This window comes from Asticcacaulis sp. W401b, from assembly GCF_046503825.1.
Classification (GTDB): Bacteria; Pseudomonadota; Alphaproteobacteria; order Caulobacterales; family Caulobacteraceae; genus Asticcacaulis.
Map to the genome: position 1 here is coordinate 497902 of NZ_JBKFEE010000001.1, position 18327 is coordinate 516228.

An 18327-nucleotide genomic window follows, 5' to 3' on the forward strand; every position below is an offset into this window, starting at 1 on the left:
CGCTTTTGGGGCAGGACGAGGCGATGACCTCGCAACTCTACCTAATCACGCCACCCAGCATTGCCGACCACGCCGCCTTTGCGCGCGCTGTGGACGACGCTCTGTCGGCTGGCCCGGTCCCGGCCCTGCAAATCCGCCTCAAAGACGTGTCACTGGATGAAATCCGTGCCCTGACGCGGCTGATCACGCCAATCGCCCACCGGCACGGCACGGCGGTGCTGATGAACGACCATGTCGATCTGGCGAAGGAACTGCGTCTTGACGGCGTGCATGTGGGGCAGTCCGACACGCCCTATAAGGAGGCGCGCAAGCGGCTGGGGACCGACGCCATGATTGGCGTCACCTGCCACAACAGCCGTCATCTGGCCATGGAGGCCGCCGAGGCCGGGGCCGACTACGTCGCTTTCGGGGCCTTCTATCCCACCGCCACCAAAACGGTCGAACATATGGCCGAACTCGACACCCTGACCATCTGGCAGGAGACGATGGAAGTGCCCTGCGTCGCTATCGGCGGCATCACCGCAGCAAATGCGGCCCAAGTCTCCGCCGCCGGAGCCGACTTTATCGCCGTATCCGGCGCCGTCTGGACCCATCCGGACGGCCCGGCGGCCGGCGTCAGGGCGCTGCTGGCGGCGCTTTAGGGCCACACCGCCTCCAGTCATAGTACCGCCAGCCCAGCGCACCGGTATAGAGCGTCAGGCACAGGGTGTCCCCCGGTTCGGTCTTGCGATAGGTCTGCGTTCCAATAGGCAACTTGCGGACCTGCGTTACAGGCCCCCAAGGCTCCACGCGCACAAACTTGGCCCCATAGCGTCCGGACGTCTTGCTTAGCACCTCAGTTTCAAAAGACTGCGGGGGCGCCGTCTCATAGGCGCCGTTGGCCAGGGTGAGGGCACTGAAGGCGTAGATCAGATTTACGGGCAGGATCAGCCAACTTATGACGCGACGATCCCCTATTTTCTGCACGATCAGCAAGCCGAACGCCGCGACCAGAGCGCCCCCCAAGATCGCAACCTCATCGACGGGCTCAAACCGGAAATAAGCGACCAGTGCTGTCGTCACCACGGGCCAGACCGCTATATGCCAGACGGGCAAGGTACGGCGAGGTTGGCCGAAAAACGACCAGCGCCCACCCGACAGGGCTGGCAGCCCACATACCAGCAACGGAATAAGCACGGCAATCACCCGAACGGGCGGATAGCCGCTGATCAGCGTCCAGAAGGCCACCATGCCGGAGAAGCCTGAGAGGACGCCAAGAAACGCTTTATGGTTATAGATCCGCGCTTCGCGAACCTCAGCCGGACCAAAGGCAGGGTTGGTGAGCAGTGCCCTGTTCTTGAACGTCTCGTCCGTGGCCTCCAGATCGGGCAGTCCGTTCAGCCAGTCCGCAAGAGCGGTTTGCGCGCCGCCAAATAAGGACACCTTTATACGCCATAAGTCGCCGTCCAGGGTCCGGACCTCTATATGGGTTCCGTACTTAGAGGTCTTAAGGCCCCAACCCAGCACCTCCTGCCGTCGCAAACTGTGAACATTGAAGGCGGCTCGCCATTCGACCGCCTCAGCATCCAGTTTCAGATAGGCAAAGTAGCTGCTGATGTAGGCGACCCCTGAGACCAGCGCGCCGCTCAGGAACATACCGCATGTAAGCAGGCGCAGTGAAAGGCGGTCGTCTGTAGAAACGATCAGCCCCAGCAGAAAAAAAACCCCACTGCCAAGCAGCAGCAAGATGATCTCCTGCCGGTCGTATTTCGTGCGACGAAAGATTTTCTCGACTGACATGCCCTACCCCTGAGTAAGGGGATACAAAGGGTCCTGCCTATAGTCAACCAGAGCGCAACGCGCGTTTTACTCCACCGCCGCCGATGGTGACGGCCAGCCGACCGACATTTCAACGATGACCGGTTGCAGCGCCTGCATATTGGGGTTGGAGGACGCCACCTGCGTGTCGCCGACAATATCGCTGGTCAACTGACCGGTGTGGCTTTCCGGCGGGGCGAAGCGCAGGCTCAGCACGCAGTCGCCCGACATCAGGCCGAGCGTGCCGCCCTTGAAGTCCGCCGCATAGCCGCCGTAGTCCCAGTCAAAACCATAGAGATCGAACCCCTTGCCATTGGCCGCCTCAACCGCTTTCAGCGCAGAGCCGATGCGGATATTGCCGGGGCCGTACCACTGCACCGCGCCGCGACCGATGCGCACATCCGCCACCTGCGTCTTGGCTTCGTCCCAGAAGGTGACCACCACCTTGCGCGCCGGATCGTCGGGATAGAGGACGACGGCGCTTTCGGTCGTGCCTTCCGGCCCAGGCACGGTTTCTTCGCGCGACTGACCGGCAAAGGCCTTGAGCAATTGTGCCGCCGTGGCCGATTTGGCCACCGGCGTTTCGCACGACAGGGCCTGCACCCCCTTGTCGGCGACGGCCTCAGACTGAGCGCCATAACCCTCACCGGCCTCGCCCTGCTTTTCAGTCTTGCCACAGGCTGTCAGGGTCAGAAGGGCCATGAGGGCTATACCCGTCGGCTTAAGCATGTCGCACTCCTCTCTATCTCAATCGGCGTTACCATGCGCTGGCTCGTATAAAAAGTCGATTCCCGCTGCGGCTTCGCGGCCCCCTTGCCTCGTCTGGGGTAAGCGTGTAGTAACGCGCGCAAACTCTTCTGGGCCTGTGCGCTCGCTCCTTGACAAGTCGAATCCATGAAAATCAACGCCAATACCATCAAACCGGGCATGATCCTCGAATATCAGAACGGTCTGTGGGCCGTCGTGAAGACCGAGCACGTGAAGCCCGGCAAGGGCGGCGCCTTTGCCCAGGTCGAAATGAAGAACCTCGTCACCGGCACCAAGCTGAACGAGCGCTTCCGTTCCGACGATACGGTTGAGCGCGCCGTGCTGGAGCAACGCGATCACTCGTACCTCTACGAAGATGGCGACATGCTGGTGTTCATGGATCAGGAAAACTACGAGCAGATTTCGCTGTCGAAGGACTGGGTCGGCGAAGATCAGGTCCGTTTCCTGCACGACGGCATGATCGTTGTTATCGAATCCCACGAAGGCAAGCCGATCGGCATGAGCCTGCCCGACACGGTGGTGCTCGAAGTCATCGAAACCGAGCCGACCATCAAGGGTCAGACCGCCTCGTCTTCCTACAAGCCCGCCAAGGCCTCCAACGGTATGCGCGTCATGATCCCGCCGTTCATGGGCACGGGTGAGCGCATCGTCGTTTCGACCGAAACCGGCGAATATATGCGCCGCGCCGATTGATCTCACGAAAAAGTCCCGGTGTAGGTGCCGGTACGTTTTTCGTGACTTGAGTATTGTCACTTCAGGGCCATTCCTCCGTTCTCCTGAGCGGATCTTCGCCCTGGAGTGGCTTTTTAGTTAGGGCGGCAATCTCACGTCCGCCAAACTTAAAGGAATAAGCCGTGGTAATCCAATCCGCCCTCATTCAGGCCATGGTCGCCGCCATCCGCAAGGCGTGCAAGGGCGTGTCCCGCGACTTCGGCGAAATCAGCGAGCTTCAGGTGTCGCGCAAAGGCCCCGGTGACTTCGTCACCGCCGCTGACAAGCGTGTCGAAGCCGCCCTGTTCGAGGAGCTGACCCGTCTGCGCCCCGGCTACGGCTTTCTGGGGGAGGAACAGGGCCTGCGTGAAGGTACGGACAAGACGCACCGCTGGATCGTCGATCCCATCGACGGCACCACCAACTTCATGCACGGCATTCCGGTGTTCGCCTGCACCGTGGCGCTGGAACGCGATGGCGACATCGTCGCGGGCGTAACCTATAACCCTATCACCAACGACCTCTACTGGGCCGAAAAGGGCAAGGGCGCCTATCACAATGACCGCCGCCTGCGCGTCTCGGCGCGCAAGGTGATGGAAGACAGCCTGATCGCCACGGGCCTGCCGTTTGTCGGCAAGACCGGCCACGCGCAAGCCCTGAAAGAACTGCATCAGATCATGCAGCGCACAGCAGGTATCCGTCGTCTGGGGGCCTGCTCGCTCGACCTCGCCATGGTGGCCGCAGGTCAGGTGGATGGCTATTGGGAACGCGGGCTTAAGCCGTGGGACATGGCCGCCGGGACCCTGCTGATCACCGAAGCCGGCGGCAAGATCGGCTCGCTGGATGGCGATCAGTCGCCGCTGATCACCGGCGAAATGCTGGCCGCCAATCACGACCTCTACCCGCAACTGCTGGAAAAGCTGCAACTGGCGAAGTGAGCCGTCAGTCCTTCAAACAAAAAGCCGCGCAGAGACGTCTCTGCGCGGCTTTTTGTTTGAAGCGGGATCAGGCCTCGATCAATTCAGCGGCACTGACGGGCTGCGTCACCGGCGCAATGCCGCGAAAGACCATCCCTATAAGCTTATCCGCTTCTTCGGCGTTCATCATGTGGAAGCGCCCGGCCAGAAAGCGGAACATCAGCGGGCCATAGATCAGATCGAGACCCATCTGCATGTCGATGTCGCTGCGCAGGTCGCCGCGCTCGACGCCCCGCCGCCAGATGGTGGCCACGGCTTCGCGGCGCTGGTTGAGGAAGCTTTCCAGCAGGGCCTGATTGAAGGTTTCATCCCCCTGCCCTTCGGCGATCAGTTGCGCCAGCGTGCGCCCGGCCGCCGACGAATAGAAGGCCATGGCGTCGCGCATCGCCATCAGAAAGTCGCGCTCCGATGAGCCTGTGTCCGGGACGACGATCTCATCGCTCATACGCGCCATAAAGGCATCGAAGGCGATATGCAGCTTGTTCGGCCACCACTTATAGAGGGTCGCCTTGGAGACCCCGGCCTTGCGCGCAATGGCTTCGGCGGTGATGTCGCGCAGATTCCCAGCCTCCAGCAGGTCGAGCGTTGCCTGAAGGATCTGTTCGCGCGCGCTTTCCGAGCGCGGACGTCCGCGCGGGCGCTTGGCGGGAGGCGATATAGGGTCGATAGTCATTTACGCGGCCTCAGATTGATACAAACTCAGATTACGCCAGGCCGACAGTTCGGCCTGAAGGGCGCTCAGGCGACGCAGCGCCCGTTCATAGGCGCGCGCCCCCAGCACCAGATGACCGGGCGCTTCGGGCAGGTCCATGGCGCGCAACACGGCTTGCGCACGACCGGCCATGACCATCTCGTCCAGTTCTTCCTGCCACAAACGCGCAGGCCCAAGCCGGGTGTCGTAGTCAGCGATCACCTGACGCGCGATGATGCGCGCTTCGGGGCCGCCCAGCATACCGGGGTCCACGGTGGTCACCTGAATGCCAAGCGGTTTCAGTTCCTGCGTCAGTGACTCGGACAGGCCGATCACCGCCCCGCGCACCGCGTGGGTCAGGCCAAAGCCCGCCGCCTGCTCCGGGTGACCGGACGCCAGCGTCACCACATGGCCACGGCGGCGTTCGCGCATGTGTGGCAGCACTTCGCGCATCACATTGAGCACACCGAACAGATTGGTTTCAAACAGGCGGCGGACTTCGAGGTCGCTCGCCTCCTCCACCGCGCCGATCAGGCTGGCGCAGGCATTGTTGACCAGAATATCAATATGGCCAAAGCAGCGGATGGCCGTATCGACCGCCACACGCACTTCGTGGGCATCATCCGAATCCATGGCCAGCGCCACCAGCGCATGGGCATAGTCTTCAAAACCGGTGGCAAAGGTTTCCGGGCGGCGGCCCGTAGCCACCACGAAATCGCCGCGTTCGAGCGCGGCACGCACCAGTTCACGCCCAAGGCCATGCGAGGCCCCTGCGATAAACCATACCCGGTGGCTTTCCGACGCTTCGGAAACCTCTCCGGAGTCCAACAAATCATCTGACACGGTACACGATCCCAAGGCGGCCGGTGCGGGTGAGGACGGCCAAACTCATCCGGACGGGGGAGGTTCCGGGTTGCCGCCATATAAAACTGTACGTACAGTATATCAATGATATGAAGACGTGAATACGTATTCAGTCCGTTAAATACATGACTTCAAAAGGGAAAATTTTTCTCGCATGGGTAGATTTTATCCCCGATCACGCGATTTGCGGCCTTATGATACCTTTTTGCACACAACCGTAATATTTATTGATGCCGACCGCTGTGTTGCGCGCGAGGAGTCTCAGGCACCGAATTGCAACTCCGCCAGACGGGCGTACAACCCGCCCTGCGCCACCAGTTCCTCATGCGACCCCTGCTCGACCACGCGGCCTTCGTCCATCACCACGATGCGGTCGGCTTTGAGCACCGTGGCCAGCCGGTGGGCGATGACCAGCGTCGTGCGTTCGCTCATCGCCTCGTTCAGCGCATCCTGCACCAGCCGCTCATTCTCGGCATCCAGCGCCGAGGTCGCCTCATCGAGCAGCAGCACCGGGGCCTGACGCACCAGCGCCCGGGCAATCGACAGGCGTTGCTTCTGCCCGCCGGAGAGCGACTTGGCGCGCTCACCCAGAGGCGTGTCAAAGCCCTGCGGCAGAGCCTCGATAAAGGCCTGCGCCTGCGCCTTCATCGCCGCCGTCTGTATCTCTTCGGGCGTGGCGTCTTCGCGGCCAAAACGGATATTCTCGGCGGGCGAGGTCGAGAACAGGGCGGCGTCCTGCGCCACCAGAGACAGGCGGCGGCGCACCGCCTTGGGGTCAGCTTTGGCGATATCAACGCCATCGAGCGCAATCGCCCCGGTCGTGGGTTCATAATAGCGCAGCAGCAGCTTGAACACGGTCGATTTTCCGGCCCCCGACGGTCCGACCAGCGCCACCGTCTCACCGGGCTGCACGCTGAGCGAAAAACCGCTCAGCACCGGCTGTTCCGGGCGTGCCGGATAGGCAAAATCGACCTGATCAAACACCACCGCCCCGCGCGCCGGTTCCGGTAACGGCAGAGGATGGGCGGGGGCGACGATAGTCGGCTGTGCCGTCAGCAACTCGTCGATGCGGCTCATGGCGCCGGCGGCCTTTTGCACATCGCCCCAGGTTTCCGACAGAGAGCCGACCGACCCGGCGACCAGCACCGACAGCATGACGAACTGGATCAGCGTGCCTTCCGACATCTCTCCGGCCAGAACGGCGCGCGAGCCCAGCCACAGCACAAAGGCAATGCCGCCAAAGACCAGCGAAATGACCAGCGCCGTCATCAAAGCCCGCGCCCCCATGCGCTTCAGCGACTGACGAAACGCCGTTTCCACACCCTCGCCAAAGCGGCCGCGCGCATAGTCTTCGCGCACAAAGGCCTGCACGGTTTCCAGCGCGTCCAGCGTTTCACCCGCCGTGCCGACGGCGGCAGCAAAGCTGTCCTGCGTCTGGCGCGTCAACTGCCCTACCCGCTTGCCGAAGGTGAACAGCGGCACCAGCACCACCGGGAAGATACACAGGACGAACAGGGTCAGTTTGGGGCTGACGAACATCAGCAGGATCAGGCCGCCGACGAACGAAATGCCGTTGCGCAGCGCCATGGAGATCGAGGTCGAAACCAGCGTATCGACGATCTGAAGATCGGTAGTCAGGCGCGAAATCACCTCACCCGTGCGAATTTTCAGGAAGAAACCGGGATCGAGGCCCAGAATGTGGTTGAATACATCCTTGCGCAGATTGGCCACCACCCGCTCGCCCAGCTTGGTGATGTAGAAGTAGCGCAAGGCGGTCGCCAGAGCCAGCACCAGCGCCACCCCGGCCATCACCCCGAACCACAGGTTCAGTTGCGACCCGTCCTGAGAGCCAAAGCCATTATCGATCAGGTAGCGCGAAGCGGCCGTCAGCGACAGGGTGGCCCCTGACGACAACAACAGAAAGAAGATGGCAAAGACCGCATCGACCTTCAGCCGTGCAATATAGGGCCACAGGCGCAATAAGGGTTTAAGGTTGCGCGTTTTTTCGCGCCCAGCCGCGGCAGAGGTGATCTGCCCTACCAGTTCAGCCCCCGATCCGGGGCGGTCATTGAGAGCGTCGGCGTCGCTGTGCGGGGGTGTCTGTGCGGTCATAAACCCGCGTTTAATGCGTTATGGCTTGCGCCGCAACGCCGCTTACGCTATGAGCCGCGCTTCGCTGTAACAGCTTCACCCTTTCTTCGCGTCCGCATCCCTGCTGGCCGGACGTTTTTAAGGACTTAATAGAGATGAAAAAAGACGGTCACCCCGACTATCACTGGATCACGGTTACCCTGACCGACGGTTCGTCCTATCAGACCCGCTCGACCTACGGCAAGGAAGGCGCTGTCCTGAACCTCGACATCGACCCCCGCACGCACCCGGCGTGGACCGGTGGTCAGAACACCCTGCTTGACCGCGCTGGCCGCGTGTCGCGCTTCAACAACAAGTTCGGTGGTTTCCTTAAGAAGTAACTGTGAGCTGACGCTCACGGGCTTAAGAAGTAAGCCCCGAGACTTCGTTGAAAGTTTCAAAACCGGCTCAGGCAACTGGGCCGGTTTTTTGTTGCCCTCTCCCCGTAGCGCAGCCTACGGGGAGGTTGCCTTTATGGCACCACGGTCACGAACAGATAGGTGGCGAAGATCACCAGATGCGTCACGCCCTGCAACACGGTCGTGCGGCCGGTGCCGAGTGAAAAGATCGACACCACGAACGACAGCAACAGCAGGACCATCGACTTGGTATCGAGCCCCAGCGACAGAGGCCAGCCCATGACGACGCTTAAGACCGCGACCGCCGGAATGGTCAGGCCGATGGTCGCCAGAGCCGAGCCCAAAGCGAGGTTGAGGCTGGTCTGAAGGCGATTGCGGCGCGCCGCCTTGATGGCCGACAGGCTTTCGGGAGCGAGCACAAGGGCGGCGATCAGCACCCCTACCACCGCCAGCGGCAGGCCGGCGCCCACCACCGCCTTTTCGATATGCGGCGACAGGCTCTTGGCCAGCAGCACCACCCCGGCCAACGCCACGATCAGCACGCCAAAGGCGATCAGGGTCTCTTTGAGCGTCGGCGGCTCGGCATGGACGTCGGGTTTCAGGTCGCCTTCGCCTGACGGCAGGAAGTAGTCGCGATGGCGCACCGTCTGCACCAGCACAAAGGCGCCGTAGAGGATCAGCGACACCACGGCGACGAAGATCAGTTGCGACGGCGAAAAGAACGGCCCCGGCACAGAGGAGGTGAAGTTCGGCAGGACCAGCGACAGGGACGCCATGGCCGCCAGCACACACAGGGCCGAACTGACGCCTTTGAGCACAAAGCGCTGCTCGTGATGGCGCACCCCGCCAACCAGCAGACAGATGCCGACAATACCGTTCATGATGATCATGATCGCCGCAAACACCGTGTCGCGGGCCAGAGTCGCCGTATCGCCTGACCCCGACAGCATCAGCGACACGATCAGCGACACCTCGATAATCGTCACGGCAATGGCCAGAACCAGCGTGCCGAAAGGCTCACCTACGCGGTGCGCCACGACTTCGGCATGGTGCACAGCCGCCAGAACGCAACCCATCATGATGACCGCCGCTCCGATCACGCCCGCCAGCCCCAGATAGGAAAGATGCGCCAGATAGGCCCCCATGCCCAGAAACGGTACGACCAGCGTCCATAAGGGCAGAACCGCGTGCACGGGGGTATGCGGCTTGGAAGACTCTGCCGACAAAGGGGCAGACGTATCGTTATGGCTTTCGGGTTGGGTTCCTGGCATTCGGTCGCGTAGCTCCTGTGTAGCGAGGGGATGGCCCGGACGGATCGACAGGCCTTTGTTCTGACATAGGGTGCTCGGTCACCGTTTCAAACCCGGACGGAAGCGATTTGTGCGGTTTATCCCGGTTCCCAGCCCGGCGGGGCCATTTCAAATCCGGCAAAGTCGAACCCCGGCGCGACCGTGCATCCGACCAGAGTCCAGTCCCCCAGGCTCTCTGCGCTTTGCCAGCTGCCGACCGGCACCACGCCCTGCGGCCTCTGCCCGCTCAGCACATCCGGCCCCAACACCACCTCCCATCCCCGCCCTTCGTGATGCAGGCGGAGTTTCAGCGGCGCACCGGCATAGTAGTGCCAGACCTCGACGGCATCTATGCGATGCCAGTGCGAACGCTCCCCCGCCTTAAGCAGGTAATAGATGCACGACGAGGCGCCGCGCCCGCCCGAAGGGTTATCGCGGAAGGTTTCGACATAGTGCCCGCCTTCCGGATGCGCCTGCATCCTCAATTCAGCAATGATAGCCTGAGCGTCGGTCATGGCGCGTCTCCTTTGCAGCCCTTAGCTTAGCGGAATGATTTCAAATGGAATCATTCCGCTCAAGCCGCCATTGAGGCGGCGGCCAAGGTGGCGAAGCCACAGCCCGGCGAGGGGCTAAATAAAAGCTAGATCATTATGTTTCTACCAGAAATCATAATGATCTAGCCTGAATTTTGCGGCGCATCAGGCATAAAACGCTAATGACACGCCGTCGCATATCCTGTAATGCGCGCGCTCATCGTACTGTCACCTTTTGCTGATACGCCGTCAGGTGTAACCGGGGTAAGTCTTCCTGAAATGATCATTCAGACCGCCACGACCGAAACCATCGAAGAAAACGGCTGGGCCACCGCCAAAACCCTGGCCGAAGCCCTGCCCTTTATCCAGATCTACGACCGCGAAATCGTCGTGGTGAAGTACGGCGGTCACGCCATGGGGCAGGAAGAAACGGCGCGCATCTTCGCCTCGGACATCGTGCTACTGAAACTTCTGGGCATCCATCCGATCGTCGTGCACGGCGGCGGGCCGCAGATTTCGGCCATGCTGGGTCGGGCGGGCGTCAAATCAACCTTTATCGACGGCCTGCGCGTCACCGACGAAGCGACCATGGAAATCGCGGAAATGGTGCTGTCGGGTGCGGTGAACAAGGAAATCGCCTCATGGATCACGCGCGCCGGACAGGAAGCCGATGTGCGCGGTGTCGGCCTGTCGGGCAAGGACGCCAGCCTGATCACCGTCGAAAAGGCGACGCGCCTGAAAAAAGACCCGGATTCGATGATCGAACAGGTGGTCGATCTGGGTTTTGTGGGTGAGCCCAAGCGCGTGGACGACAAGCTGCTGCGCACCCTGATCGGTGATCTGGAACACGACTATGTGCCGGTCATCGCCCCCATCGGCGTAGCCGAAGACGGCGCGACCTATAACATCAATGCCGACACCGTGGCCGGGGCCGTGGCAGGTAAGATGAACGCCAAGCGCATGTTGCTGCTGACCGATATTGCCGGAGTGCTGGACGGTGAAAAGCGTCTGATCCGTCAGATGACGGTGTCGGAAGCCAAGGACCTGATCGAAACCGGCGTTGCGGTCGGCGGCATGATCCCGAAGCTCGAAACCGCCATTGCCGCCATCGACGCCGGCGTGGAGGCCGTGGTTATCCTCGATGGCCGCCGCCCGCACGCCATGCTGGTCGAGCTGTTTACCGAGCACGGCGCGGGCACACTAATCACGCGGGATGCGTAACCCCTCCTCCCTGTGCCGCAGGCATGGGGAGGAGAAGGGGCTTGAAACGGCGAACGAAAACGCCGAAACAGGCGGTATGAGCCCGCATGTTCAAAACCTTCCGCACGTTTCCACCTGGCTGTTTGACCTCGACAACACCCTCTATCCGCCCGAAGCCGAGGTCATGGCTCTGGTCGAAGGGCGCATGACCGATTTCGTCATGCGACAAACGGGCCTGCCGCGCGAAGAGGCGCGCACGCTTCAGAAAAAATACCTCTATGAGCACGGGACGACTCTGGCCGGGCTGATGGCCTATCACGACATCGACCCCTATGCCTTTATGAACGAGGTGCACGACGTGTCGCTGGACGGTCTGGTCCCCGATGCGACCCTGAATGCCGCCATCACCGCCCTGCCCGGCCGCAAGCTGGTCTTCACCAATGGCGACGAACAGCACGCCTATCGCATTCTTGACAAGCTGGAGATGACCCCTCTGTTCGAGGATGTGTTTCATCTCGGCCATGCCGACCTGATCCCCAAGCCGAACCTCGCTACCTTTCACCGCATGATGCAAAAGCACGCGGTGACCGGCCCCGAAACTGCCTTCTTCGAAGACAGCCCGAAGAACCTCAAACCCGCGCACGAACTGGGCATGACGACCATCCTCGTCGGCCCGCACGCCGAAACCAATGCCGATGCGTTCGTGCACATCCGGGCGGCGTCGCTGAAAGTTTTCCTTACGAAATGAACGGCGTTCAAAAATTAACTTGACGCGCTGGAAATTCTGAACCATGTTCAGTGAACGCCGTTCACAGGCGTGTCACGGAGATCATGGTCATGTTCAAACCGATTGCCCTTATCCTGTTCGCGTCTGCTCTTGCCCTGCCCGCCGCCGCGCAGGACAGTCTTGAAAACACCTCCAAGGCTGCGGCCAATTCGGTCGAAGCCACCGCCCAGTTGTCGGGCGCCGGCGTGATGGTGGTGGCCGGCAGCGCCGCCCTGCCCTTCGTCGCCGTCGGGGCCTCGGCCGAAAGCACCGGTGCGGCGATCCGCGACTCCGGCGAGGCCGTCTGGGACGAAGCCAATAAACCGCTGACGGTCAGCCCCGAAACCGTGGTGGCGCAGGACGCGCCGAAGGTTCCAAACGAGGCCGAAAAGCCCCAAAAGAAGGCGCAGTAAGGTGTGGCGGGCGGCGCTGCTGGCTGTATCCCTGCTCCTGCCTACCGGCGCGTGGGCGGGCAACGAATCCGGCGACAGCGCCGCCAGTGCCAAACCGCATTTCAGCCCGCCGGAAGCCGCCGCCTTCGCCAAACAGATCGAGCAAAATCTGGCGGCCAGGGGCGCGCGGGTGGCCATCGTCTTTCGCACCAGCCGCCCGCACGATAAGCTGCCGCCCGGCATCGCCTATACGCATGGGGCCTTCTGGGTCCACAGCGACATCACCACCGCCGACGGACGCCACCTTCAGGGCTATGCGGTCTATAATCTCTATCACGGCGACGGAAAGACCCTGCCGGTCAGCCAGTCCTATCTGAAGCAGGACTTTCCGCTGAACTTCGCCAGCGTCTCGGCCGAAGACGATGTCGGGGTCATAATCCCGACACCGGAAATGCAGCGGCGGCTGCGGGCGCTGATCGGCACGCCCGCCTATGCACACCTGCACGTCAGCGACTATTCGCTGGTGTCCAATCCGCTGGATGCGAAGTACCAGAACTGCGTCGAATTTGTGCTGGATGTCGTCGCGGCGGCGGCGTGGGAGACCGACTCCTACCCTCAGATCAAGGCCAATCTGACGCGCTGGTTTGAACCGACCACTGTCAAGGCCGGCTTCGTGCAACGCACGCTGGGGCCGATGGCCGATGCGCGCCTGCGCACCGACGACCACCCCGGCGCGATCCGTACCGCCACCTATGAGAGCCTGTCGGCGTTTATGCTCAAACATGAACTGGCCACAGAGGCCTATGTCATCAAACGCGCTCAGTAAACAGCGCCTGAGCGTGAGCGAAAAAGAAACCTTGATCCGAAGGATCATAGGTCTTAAGGCCCTGTCATTCCTTCTTTGACAGACCTTATGAGAGCCGCCATGTCCGACCTCGCCGCCTTCCACGACGATATCGAAGCCGCCTGGGAAATCCGCGACACCCTGTCGCCGTCCACCACCGGTCCGGTGCGCGATGCGGTGGAAAAGGCGCTGGGCCTGATCGACAACGGCCGCTTCCGCGTCGCCGAAAAGATCGACGGCGAATGGGTCACGCATCAGTGGCTGAAAAAGGCCGTGCTGCTCTCCTTCCGCCTCAATGGCAACCACCTGATGCACACGGGGCGCGGCCTGTTTGAACAGGCCCCTATCGGTCCCTTCTGGGACAAGGTGCCCAACAAGTTCGCCACCTGGAAGGCCGAAGACTATCAGGACGCCGGTTTCCGCTCGGTGCCGGGCGCTATCGTCCGCCACGGAGCCTTTGTGGGCAAGAATGTCGTGCTGATGCCGTCGTTCGTGAACATCGGCGCCTATGTCGGCGAAGGCACTATGGTCGATACCTGGGCCACGGTCGGCTCCTGCGCCCAGATCGGCAAGCACGTGCACCTGTCGGGCGGCGTCGGTATCGGCGGCGTGCTTGAGCCGCTTCAGGCCAACCCGACCATCATCGAAGACAACTGCTTCATCGGGGCGCGCTCCGAAGTGGTCGAAGGCGTCATCGTGCGCGAAGGCTCGGTGCTGGGCATGGGCGTCTATCTGGGCCAATCGACGCGCATCGTCGATCGCGCCACCGGCGAAGTCTTCTACGGCGAAGTGCCGCCCTATTCGGTCGTCGTGGCCGGTTCCATGCCGTCGGCCAATGACAAAAACCCGAACGCCCCGCACCTCTACTGCGCCGTCATCGTCAAGCGCGTCGATGCCCAGACGCGGAGCAAAACCGGCATTAACGAACTCCTGCGCGACTAATTCGGTTGACGCCCCTCCCAAGGCCCACCACAGTGCCGGGCAAAAATAGAGGGATGAGACGGATGAGACTGCGCGGATGGGCTGTGGCCCTGTGTCTGATGGTGTGGGCAAGCCCGCTGGCGCAGGCCGCAGAGCCGGTCACCACAGCCGCCCCGGCCGACAAGCCGCGCGTCTTCGTCCTGACCGATATCGAGAACGAACCGGATGACGCGGAGTCTCTGGTGCGGTTCCTGACCTATGCCAATCAGTGGGATATCGAGGGGCTGGTCGCGACCACCTCCATCCATATGCGCCACCACACGGCCCCGGAGCGCATCCGCCAGATTGTGCGCGCCTATGGGCAGGTGCAGCCCAACCTCAACCGCCACGAACCGGGCTATCCGTCCGCCGAACACCTCCTGTCTGTGGTCAGCGAAGGCCCGCAAGCCTATGGCATGACAGCCGTAGGCGACGGCCTGACCTCGCCGGAGGCTGAGTACCTTATCCGGGCGGTGGATCGCCGCGATGAGCGTCCGCTGTGGGTGCTGGTGTGGGGCGGCCCCAATACGCTGGCTCAGGCCCTGCATAAGGTGCGCGCCACGCGGAGCAAGGCCGAACTGAAGCGGTTTGTGGCCAAGCTGCGCGTCTATACCATTTCCGATCAGGACGATTCCGGCCCGTGGCTGCGTCAGACCTTTCCGGACCTTTTCTATATCGCAAGCCCCGGTATGCACGACGGCGGCGCCTATCACCACGCCACCTGGTCGGGCATCAGTGGAGACCGTTTCCACGGGCGTTTTGTCGGCGCGGATTTCAGTCTGGTCGATGTGCCGTGGCTGCAAACCCACATCATGAGCAAGGGGCCGCTGGGGGCCGAATACCCCAAACCCATCCATCTGATGGAAGGCGATACCCCCAGCTTCCTGTACCTGATCAATAACGGTCTGGGCGCGCCCGAACACCCCGACTGGGGCAGTTGGGGTGGGCGTTATGAGTTCTACACCCCACCGCCCGCACGCTGGCACCTGATCCCGGAAATGCGGCCTTTGTGGACCAATGCCGAGGACGAGGTGCTGGGGGTCGATGGCAACTGGCACACGGGCAATCACGCCACCATCTGGCGCTGGCGGCGGGCCTATCAGAACGACTTTGCCGCGCGCATGGACTGGACGATCAAGCCCTATGCCGAGGCCAATCACCCGCCGGTGCCAAAACTGTCGCATCCGGATCGTTTAACGGCGCGGCTGGGCGACACGCTGGCACTCAGCGCCGAAGGTTCCACCGACCCCGATAAGGACGCGCTGAGCTTTGAGTGGTTTGTCTATGGTGAAGCCGGCGGCTTTACGACCTCAAACGGGCGCAATGGCCGCATGGTGACCATCGCCAATGCCGATCAGCCGAAAATCAACCTGACCCTCCCGAAAAACAGCGTCTTCCGCACCGGCACCCTGCACGTCATCGTGGCCGTGACGGACAAAGGCACCCCAGCCCTGACGCGCTACAAGCGGGTGATCATCGACGTGAAGCGGTAGGGGCACATGACGGGCGCTACGCCTTGTCCGCCACTCCGTCCAGATAGCGCTTGGTCTGATCGAGCGCATTGTCAGCCAGTGCCGCGCGGCGGCGTTTGAGATCGACCGCGCCAGCGTCATAATCCGCCATCAGGGCGCGGACGAAATCGCCCGACTGCACGTCCTTCAGCACCGCGTCCATAGCCGCTTTTGAGGCTTCACCGATAATGCGCGGGCCGGTCAGATAGGCCCCGTATTCAGCGGTGTTGGAAATCTTCTCGAAGCCGCCGGACATGCCGCGCTCCCACAGCAAATCGACCACCAGCTTCAGCTCGTAGCAGGTTTCAAACCACGCCACCTCGCGCGGATAGCCCGCCGCCACCAGCGTCTCAAACGCCGTGGTGACCAGTTCGCGCGTCCCGCCACACAGGACCACCTGCTCACCGAACAGGTCGCTTTCGCACTCGGCCTTCATGGTGGTCTCCAGTATCCCCTTACGCCCGCAACCGAGCGCCGCCGCAAAGGACAGGCCGATGGCCTTGGCCTCACCGGTCGCGTCCTGCTGCACGGCAAACAGGCAGAAGACCCCCTTACCCGCCTCATAGATGTCGCGGATGCGCGGCCCGATCCCCTTGGGCGAGACCAGCAGCACATCGACATCGGCCGGCGGCGTAACCAGCCCGAAATTGACCGACAGCCCATGCGCAAAGATCAGCGCCTGACCGGCCCGCAGGTTCGGCCCCACCTGATCGCGGAACAGGGCCTGATGCGCTTCGTCCGAGGTCAGGACGACGATCGCTTCCGCCCATTGCACGCCTTCTTCGACCGTCACTACCGCAAACCCATCGGCGGCGGCCTTGTCGCGGGTGGCCGATCCGGGTTTCAGCGCCACGCGGATGTCGGATACGCCGGAATCGCGGGCATTGAGCGCCTGCGTGCGACCTTGCGAACCATAGCCGATGACCAGCAGGCGCTTGCCGCGGATCACAGCCAGCTCGCAGTCGCGATCATAATAGACGGGCAGAGTCATGACGGGCTATACTCCGGAATGAGAATCGTCCCCTCCCTATAGAGCAGCGTCCCATGTCCCGACACCCTGAATATCAGTATCTCGATCTGGTGCGTGACATCATGGCCAATGGCGTGACGCGCATGGACCGCACAGGCACGGGGACCAGGGGCGTGTTCGGCCGTCAGATACGCTTCGACCTGTCGCAGGGCTTTCCGCTGCTCACCACCAAGAAGGTGCACTTCAAATCGGTGGCGGTCGAGCTTCTGTGGTTTCTGCGCGGCGATACCAATATAAAATACCTCAAGGATCACGGCGTCAGCATCTGGGACGAATGGGCCGACGAAAACGGCGACCTCGGCCCCGTCTATGGCAAGCAGTGGCGCTCATGGGCGGCCCCGGACGGACGGGTGATCGATCAGATGCGCCAACTGATCGAAAACCTGAAAACCAATCCCCATTCGCGTCGTCACGTCATTTCGGCGTGGAACCCTTCCGAAGTCGAGGACATGGCCCTGCCGCCGTGCCACTGCCTGTTCCAGTACTTCGTCGCGGAGGGCAAGCTGTCGTGTCAGCTTTATCAGCGCTCCGCGGATGTGTTTCTGGGCGTGCCGTTCAACATCGCCTCCTACGCGCTCCTCACGCACATGGTGGCGCAGGCCGTGGGTCTTGAGGTGGGTGATTTCGTGCACAGCTTCGGAGACGTGCACCTCTATCTGAATCACTTTGAGCAGGCGCACACCCAGTTGTCGCGCGATCCGATGCCCTTCCCGACGCTAAAACTGGCCCCCAAGACGGACCTGTTCGGCTTCGACTATGCCGATATCGAACTGATCGGTTACCAATCGCACGGGGCGTTGAAGGCGCCGGTGGCGGTGTAATCTCCTCTCCTGCGTAGCGGGGGAGGTGGCGCGGCGCTTGCGTAGCAAGGTCCGCGACGGAAGGGGCATAACCCTCTCGTTTTTGCCCCCTCCGTCTCGACGCGCTTCGCTTGCTCGACACCTCCCCCGCTACGCAGGGGAGGAGGAAAAACAGAATGCCCAAACCCAGACTCGCCCTTATCGTCGCCATGAGCGAAAACCGCGTCATCGGGCGCGACAACGCCTTGCCCTGGCATCTGAAATCCGACCTGAAGATGTTCAAGGCCATTACCCAGTTCAAACCCATCATCATGGGCTCGAACACCTGGGACTCTCTGCCGCGCAAGCCCTTGCCGGGGCGGCTGAACCTCGTCTGTTCGCGTGATCTGAAGTTCGAGGCCGAGGGCGGCATCGTCTGCAATTCACTATTTGAAGCGCTCGATATCGCGCGTGAACACGCCGCTGACGACGGGGCCGATGAGGTGGTGGTGATCGGCGGGGCCAATATCTACGAACAGACCCTGCCCAAGGCCGACCGGCTCTATGTGACCGAGGTGCACACGACGCTGGACGGCGACGCGCACTTTCCGCAGATCGACCCGGCACAATGGACCGAGGTGAAGTCGGAATTTTACCCCAGGGCTGAGGGCGATGATTACGACTTCACGCTGAAGGTCTATGAGCGGAAACGCTGAGGCCGGAGCA

The 18327-nt window shown here is 62.0% G+C and carries 20 protein-coding genes; 12 read left to right on the plus strand and 8 right to left on the minus strand.

Annotated elements, in window-relative coordinates; all coding sequences use genetic code 11:
* Window positions 1-23 precede the first annotated feature (23 nt).
* Complete coding sequence (thiE, locus tag ACK8OE_RS02335; RefSeq protein ID WP_410271214.1) at window positions 24-641, plus strand: thiamine phosphate synthase; 618 nt, start codon at window positions 24-26, stop codon at window positions 639-641.
* Here the strand turns inward: thiE and ACK8OE_RS02340 are convergent.
* Together ACK8OE_RS02340 and ACK8OE_RS02345 are read right to left on the minus strand one after the other, a co-directional pair.
* Window positions 616-1779 (minus strand): hypothetical protein, encoded by a 1164-nt coding sequence (locus tag ACK8OE_RS02340; protein WP_410271215.1) that lies wholly within the window; start codon window positions 1777-1779, stop codon window positions 616-618. The genes thiE and ACK8OE_RS02340 overlap by 26 nt on opposite strands.
* A gap of 66 nt (window positions 1780-1845) precedes the next feature.
* Window positions 1846-2526 carry a hypothetical protein gene (locus ACK8OE_RS02345; RefSeq protein ID WP_410271216.1) on the minus strand — a complete coding sequence of 227 codons (681 nt, stop codon included), beginning with the start codon at window positions 2524-2526 and terminating at the stop codon, window positions 1846-1848.
* 165 nt (window positions 2527-2691) lie between these two features.
* Here ACK8OE_RS02345 and efp point away from each other — a divergent pair, with 165 nt between their 5' ends.
* Window positions 2692-3258, plus strand: coding sequence for an elongation factor P (gene efp, locus ACK8OE_RS02350; protein ID WP_126420867.1), 567 nt, complete (start codon window positions 2692-2694; stop codon window positions 3256-3258).
* A gap of 161 nt (window positions 3259-3419) precedes the next feature.
* A complete protein-coding gene (locus ACK8OE_RS02355) occupies window positions 3420-4214 on the plus strand; it encodes an inositol monophosphatase family protein (protein ID WP_410271217.1) in 795 nt (264 codons plus the stop codon).
* A 67-nt stretch (window positions 4215-4281) separates the two neighbouring features.
* Here the strand turns inward: ACK8OE_RS02355 and ACK8OE_RS02360 are convergent, their stop codons facing one another.
* From ACK8OE_RS02360 to ACK8OE_RS02370, 3 genes are all read right to left on the minus strand, one after another.
* Window positions 4282-4926, minus strand: a complete 645-nt coding sequence (locus ACK8OE_RS02360; protein WP_410271218.1) for a TetR/AcrR family transcriptional regulator — start codon at window positions 4924-4926, stop codon at window positions 4282-4284.
* Window positions 4927-5787 carry an SDR family NAD(P)-dependent oxidoreductase gene (locus ACK8OE_RS02365; RefSeq protein ID WP_410271219.1) on the minus strand — a complete coding sequence of 287 codons (861 nt, stop codon included), beginning with the start codon at window positions 5785-5787 and terminating at the stop codon, window positions 4927-4929.
* Window positions 5788-6069: 282 nt separating this feature from the next.
* A complete protein-coding gene (locus ACK8OE_RS02370; RefSeq protein ID WP_410271220.1) occupies window positions 6070-7920 on the minus strand; it encodes an ABC transporter transmembrane domain-containing protein in 1851 nt (616 codons plus the stop codon).
* 134 nt (window positions 7921-8054) lie between these two features.
* Here ACK8OE_RS02370 and rpmE point away from each other — a divergent pair, with 134 nt between their 5' ends.
* A complete protein-coding gene (gene rpmE / locus ACK8OE_RS02375) occupies window positions 8055-8279 on the plus strand; it encodes a 50S ribosomal protein L31 (protein ID WP_013479216.1) in 225 nt (74 codons plus the stop codon).
* A gap of 131 nt (window positions 8280-8410) precedes the next feature.
* Here the strand turns inward: rpmE and ACK8OE_RS02380 are convergent, their stop codons facing one another.
* Window positions 8411-9568: a calcium:proton antiporter gene (locus ACK8OE_RS02380; RefSeq protein ID WP_410271221.1), complete on the minus strand. Its 1158-nt coding sequence runs from the start codon at window positions 9566-9568 to the stop codon at window positions 8411-8413.
* A gap of 116 nt (window positions 9569-9684) precedes the next feature.
* The gene (locus ACK8OE_RS02385; RefSeq protein ID WP_410271222.1) at window positions 9685-10101 is read right to left on the minus strand and encodes a cupin domain-containing protein; all 417 of its coding nucleotides are present in this window, start codon (window positions 10099-10101) and stop codon (window positions 9685-9687) included.
* A 297-nt stretch (window positions 10102-10398) separates the two neighbouring features.
* Here ACK8OE_RS02385 and argB point away from each other — a divergent pair, with 297 nt between their 5' ends.
* The 6 genes from argB to ACK8OE_RS02415 all read left to right on the plus strand — a co-directional run bounded on the left by argB (window position 10399) and on the right by ACK8OE_RS02415 (window position 15774).
* The gene (gene argB, locus ACK8OE_RS02390) at window positions 10399-11340 is read left to right on the plus strand and encodes an acetylglutamate kinase (protein WP_272741356.1); all 942 of its coding nucleotides are present in this window, start codon (window positions 10399-10401) and stop codon (window positions 11338-11340) included.
* Between the two features lie 76 nt (window positions 11341-11416).
* Window positions 11417-12067: a pyrimidine 5'-nucleotidase gene (locus tag ACK8OE_RS02395; RefSeq protein ID WP_410271223.1), complete on the plus strand. Its 651-nt coding sequence runs from the start codon at window positions 11417-11419 to the stop codon at window positions 12065-12067.
* 89 nt (window positions 12068-12156) lie between these two features.
* Window positions 12157-12498, plus strand: coding sequence for a hypothetical protein (locus ACK8OE_RS02400; RefSeq protein ID WP_126420883.1), 342 nt, complete (start codon window positions 12157-12159; stop codon window positions 12496-12498).
* 1 nt (window position 12499) lies between these two features.
* Window positions 12500-13303, plus strand: coding sequence for a DUF2145 domain-containing protein (locus tag ACK8OE_RS02405; RefSeq protein WP_410271224.1), 804 nt, complete (start codon window positions 12500-12502; stop codon window positions 13301-13303).
* A 99-nt stretch (window positions 13304-13402) separates the two neighbouring features.
* On the plus strand, window positions 13403-14263 hold the full coding sequence (dapD, locus tag ACK8OE_RS02410; RefSeq protein WP_272741360.1) for a 2,3,4,5-tetrahydropyridine-2,6-dicarboxylate N-succinyltransferase: 861 nt from the start codon (window positions 13403-13405) through the stop codon (window positions 14261-14263).
* Between the two features lie 62 nt (window positions 14264-14325).
* Window positions 14326-15774 (plus strand): nucleoside hydrolase-like domain-containing protein, encoded by a 1449-nt coding sequence (locus tag ACK8OE_RS02415; protein ID WP_410271225.1) that lies wholly within the window; start codon window positions 14326-14328, stop codon window positions 15772-15774.
* Window positions 15775-15790: 16 nt separating this feature from the next.
* On the opposite strand, the gene ilvC is transcribed toward ACK8OE_RS02415, so the two are convergent.
* Window positions 15791-16783 (minus strand): ketol-acid reductoisomerase, encoded by a 993-nt coding sequence (gene ilvC, locus ACK8OE_RS02420; RefSeq protein ID WP_410271226.1) that lies wholly within the window; start codon window positions 16781-16783, stop codon window positions 15791-15793.
* Between the two features lie 53 nt (window positions 16784-16836).
* On the opposite strand from ilvC, the gene ACK8OE_RS02425 reads away from it, so the two are divergent.
* Entirely contained in the window at window positions 16837-17643 is an 807-nt protein-coding gene (locus tag ACK8OE_RS02425; protein WP_410271227.1) for a thymidylate synthase, read from the plus strand.
* A 155-nt stretch (window positions 17644-17798) separates the two neighbouring features.
* Window positions 17799-18317 carry a dihydrofolate reductase gene (locus tag ACK8OE_RS02430; RefSeq protein WP_410271228.1) on the plus strand — a complete coding sequence of 173 codons (519 nt, stop codon included), beginning with the start codon at window positions 17799-17801 and terminating at the stop codon, window positions 18315-18317.
* Window positions 18318-18327 lie beyond the last annotated feature (10 nt).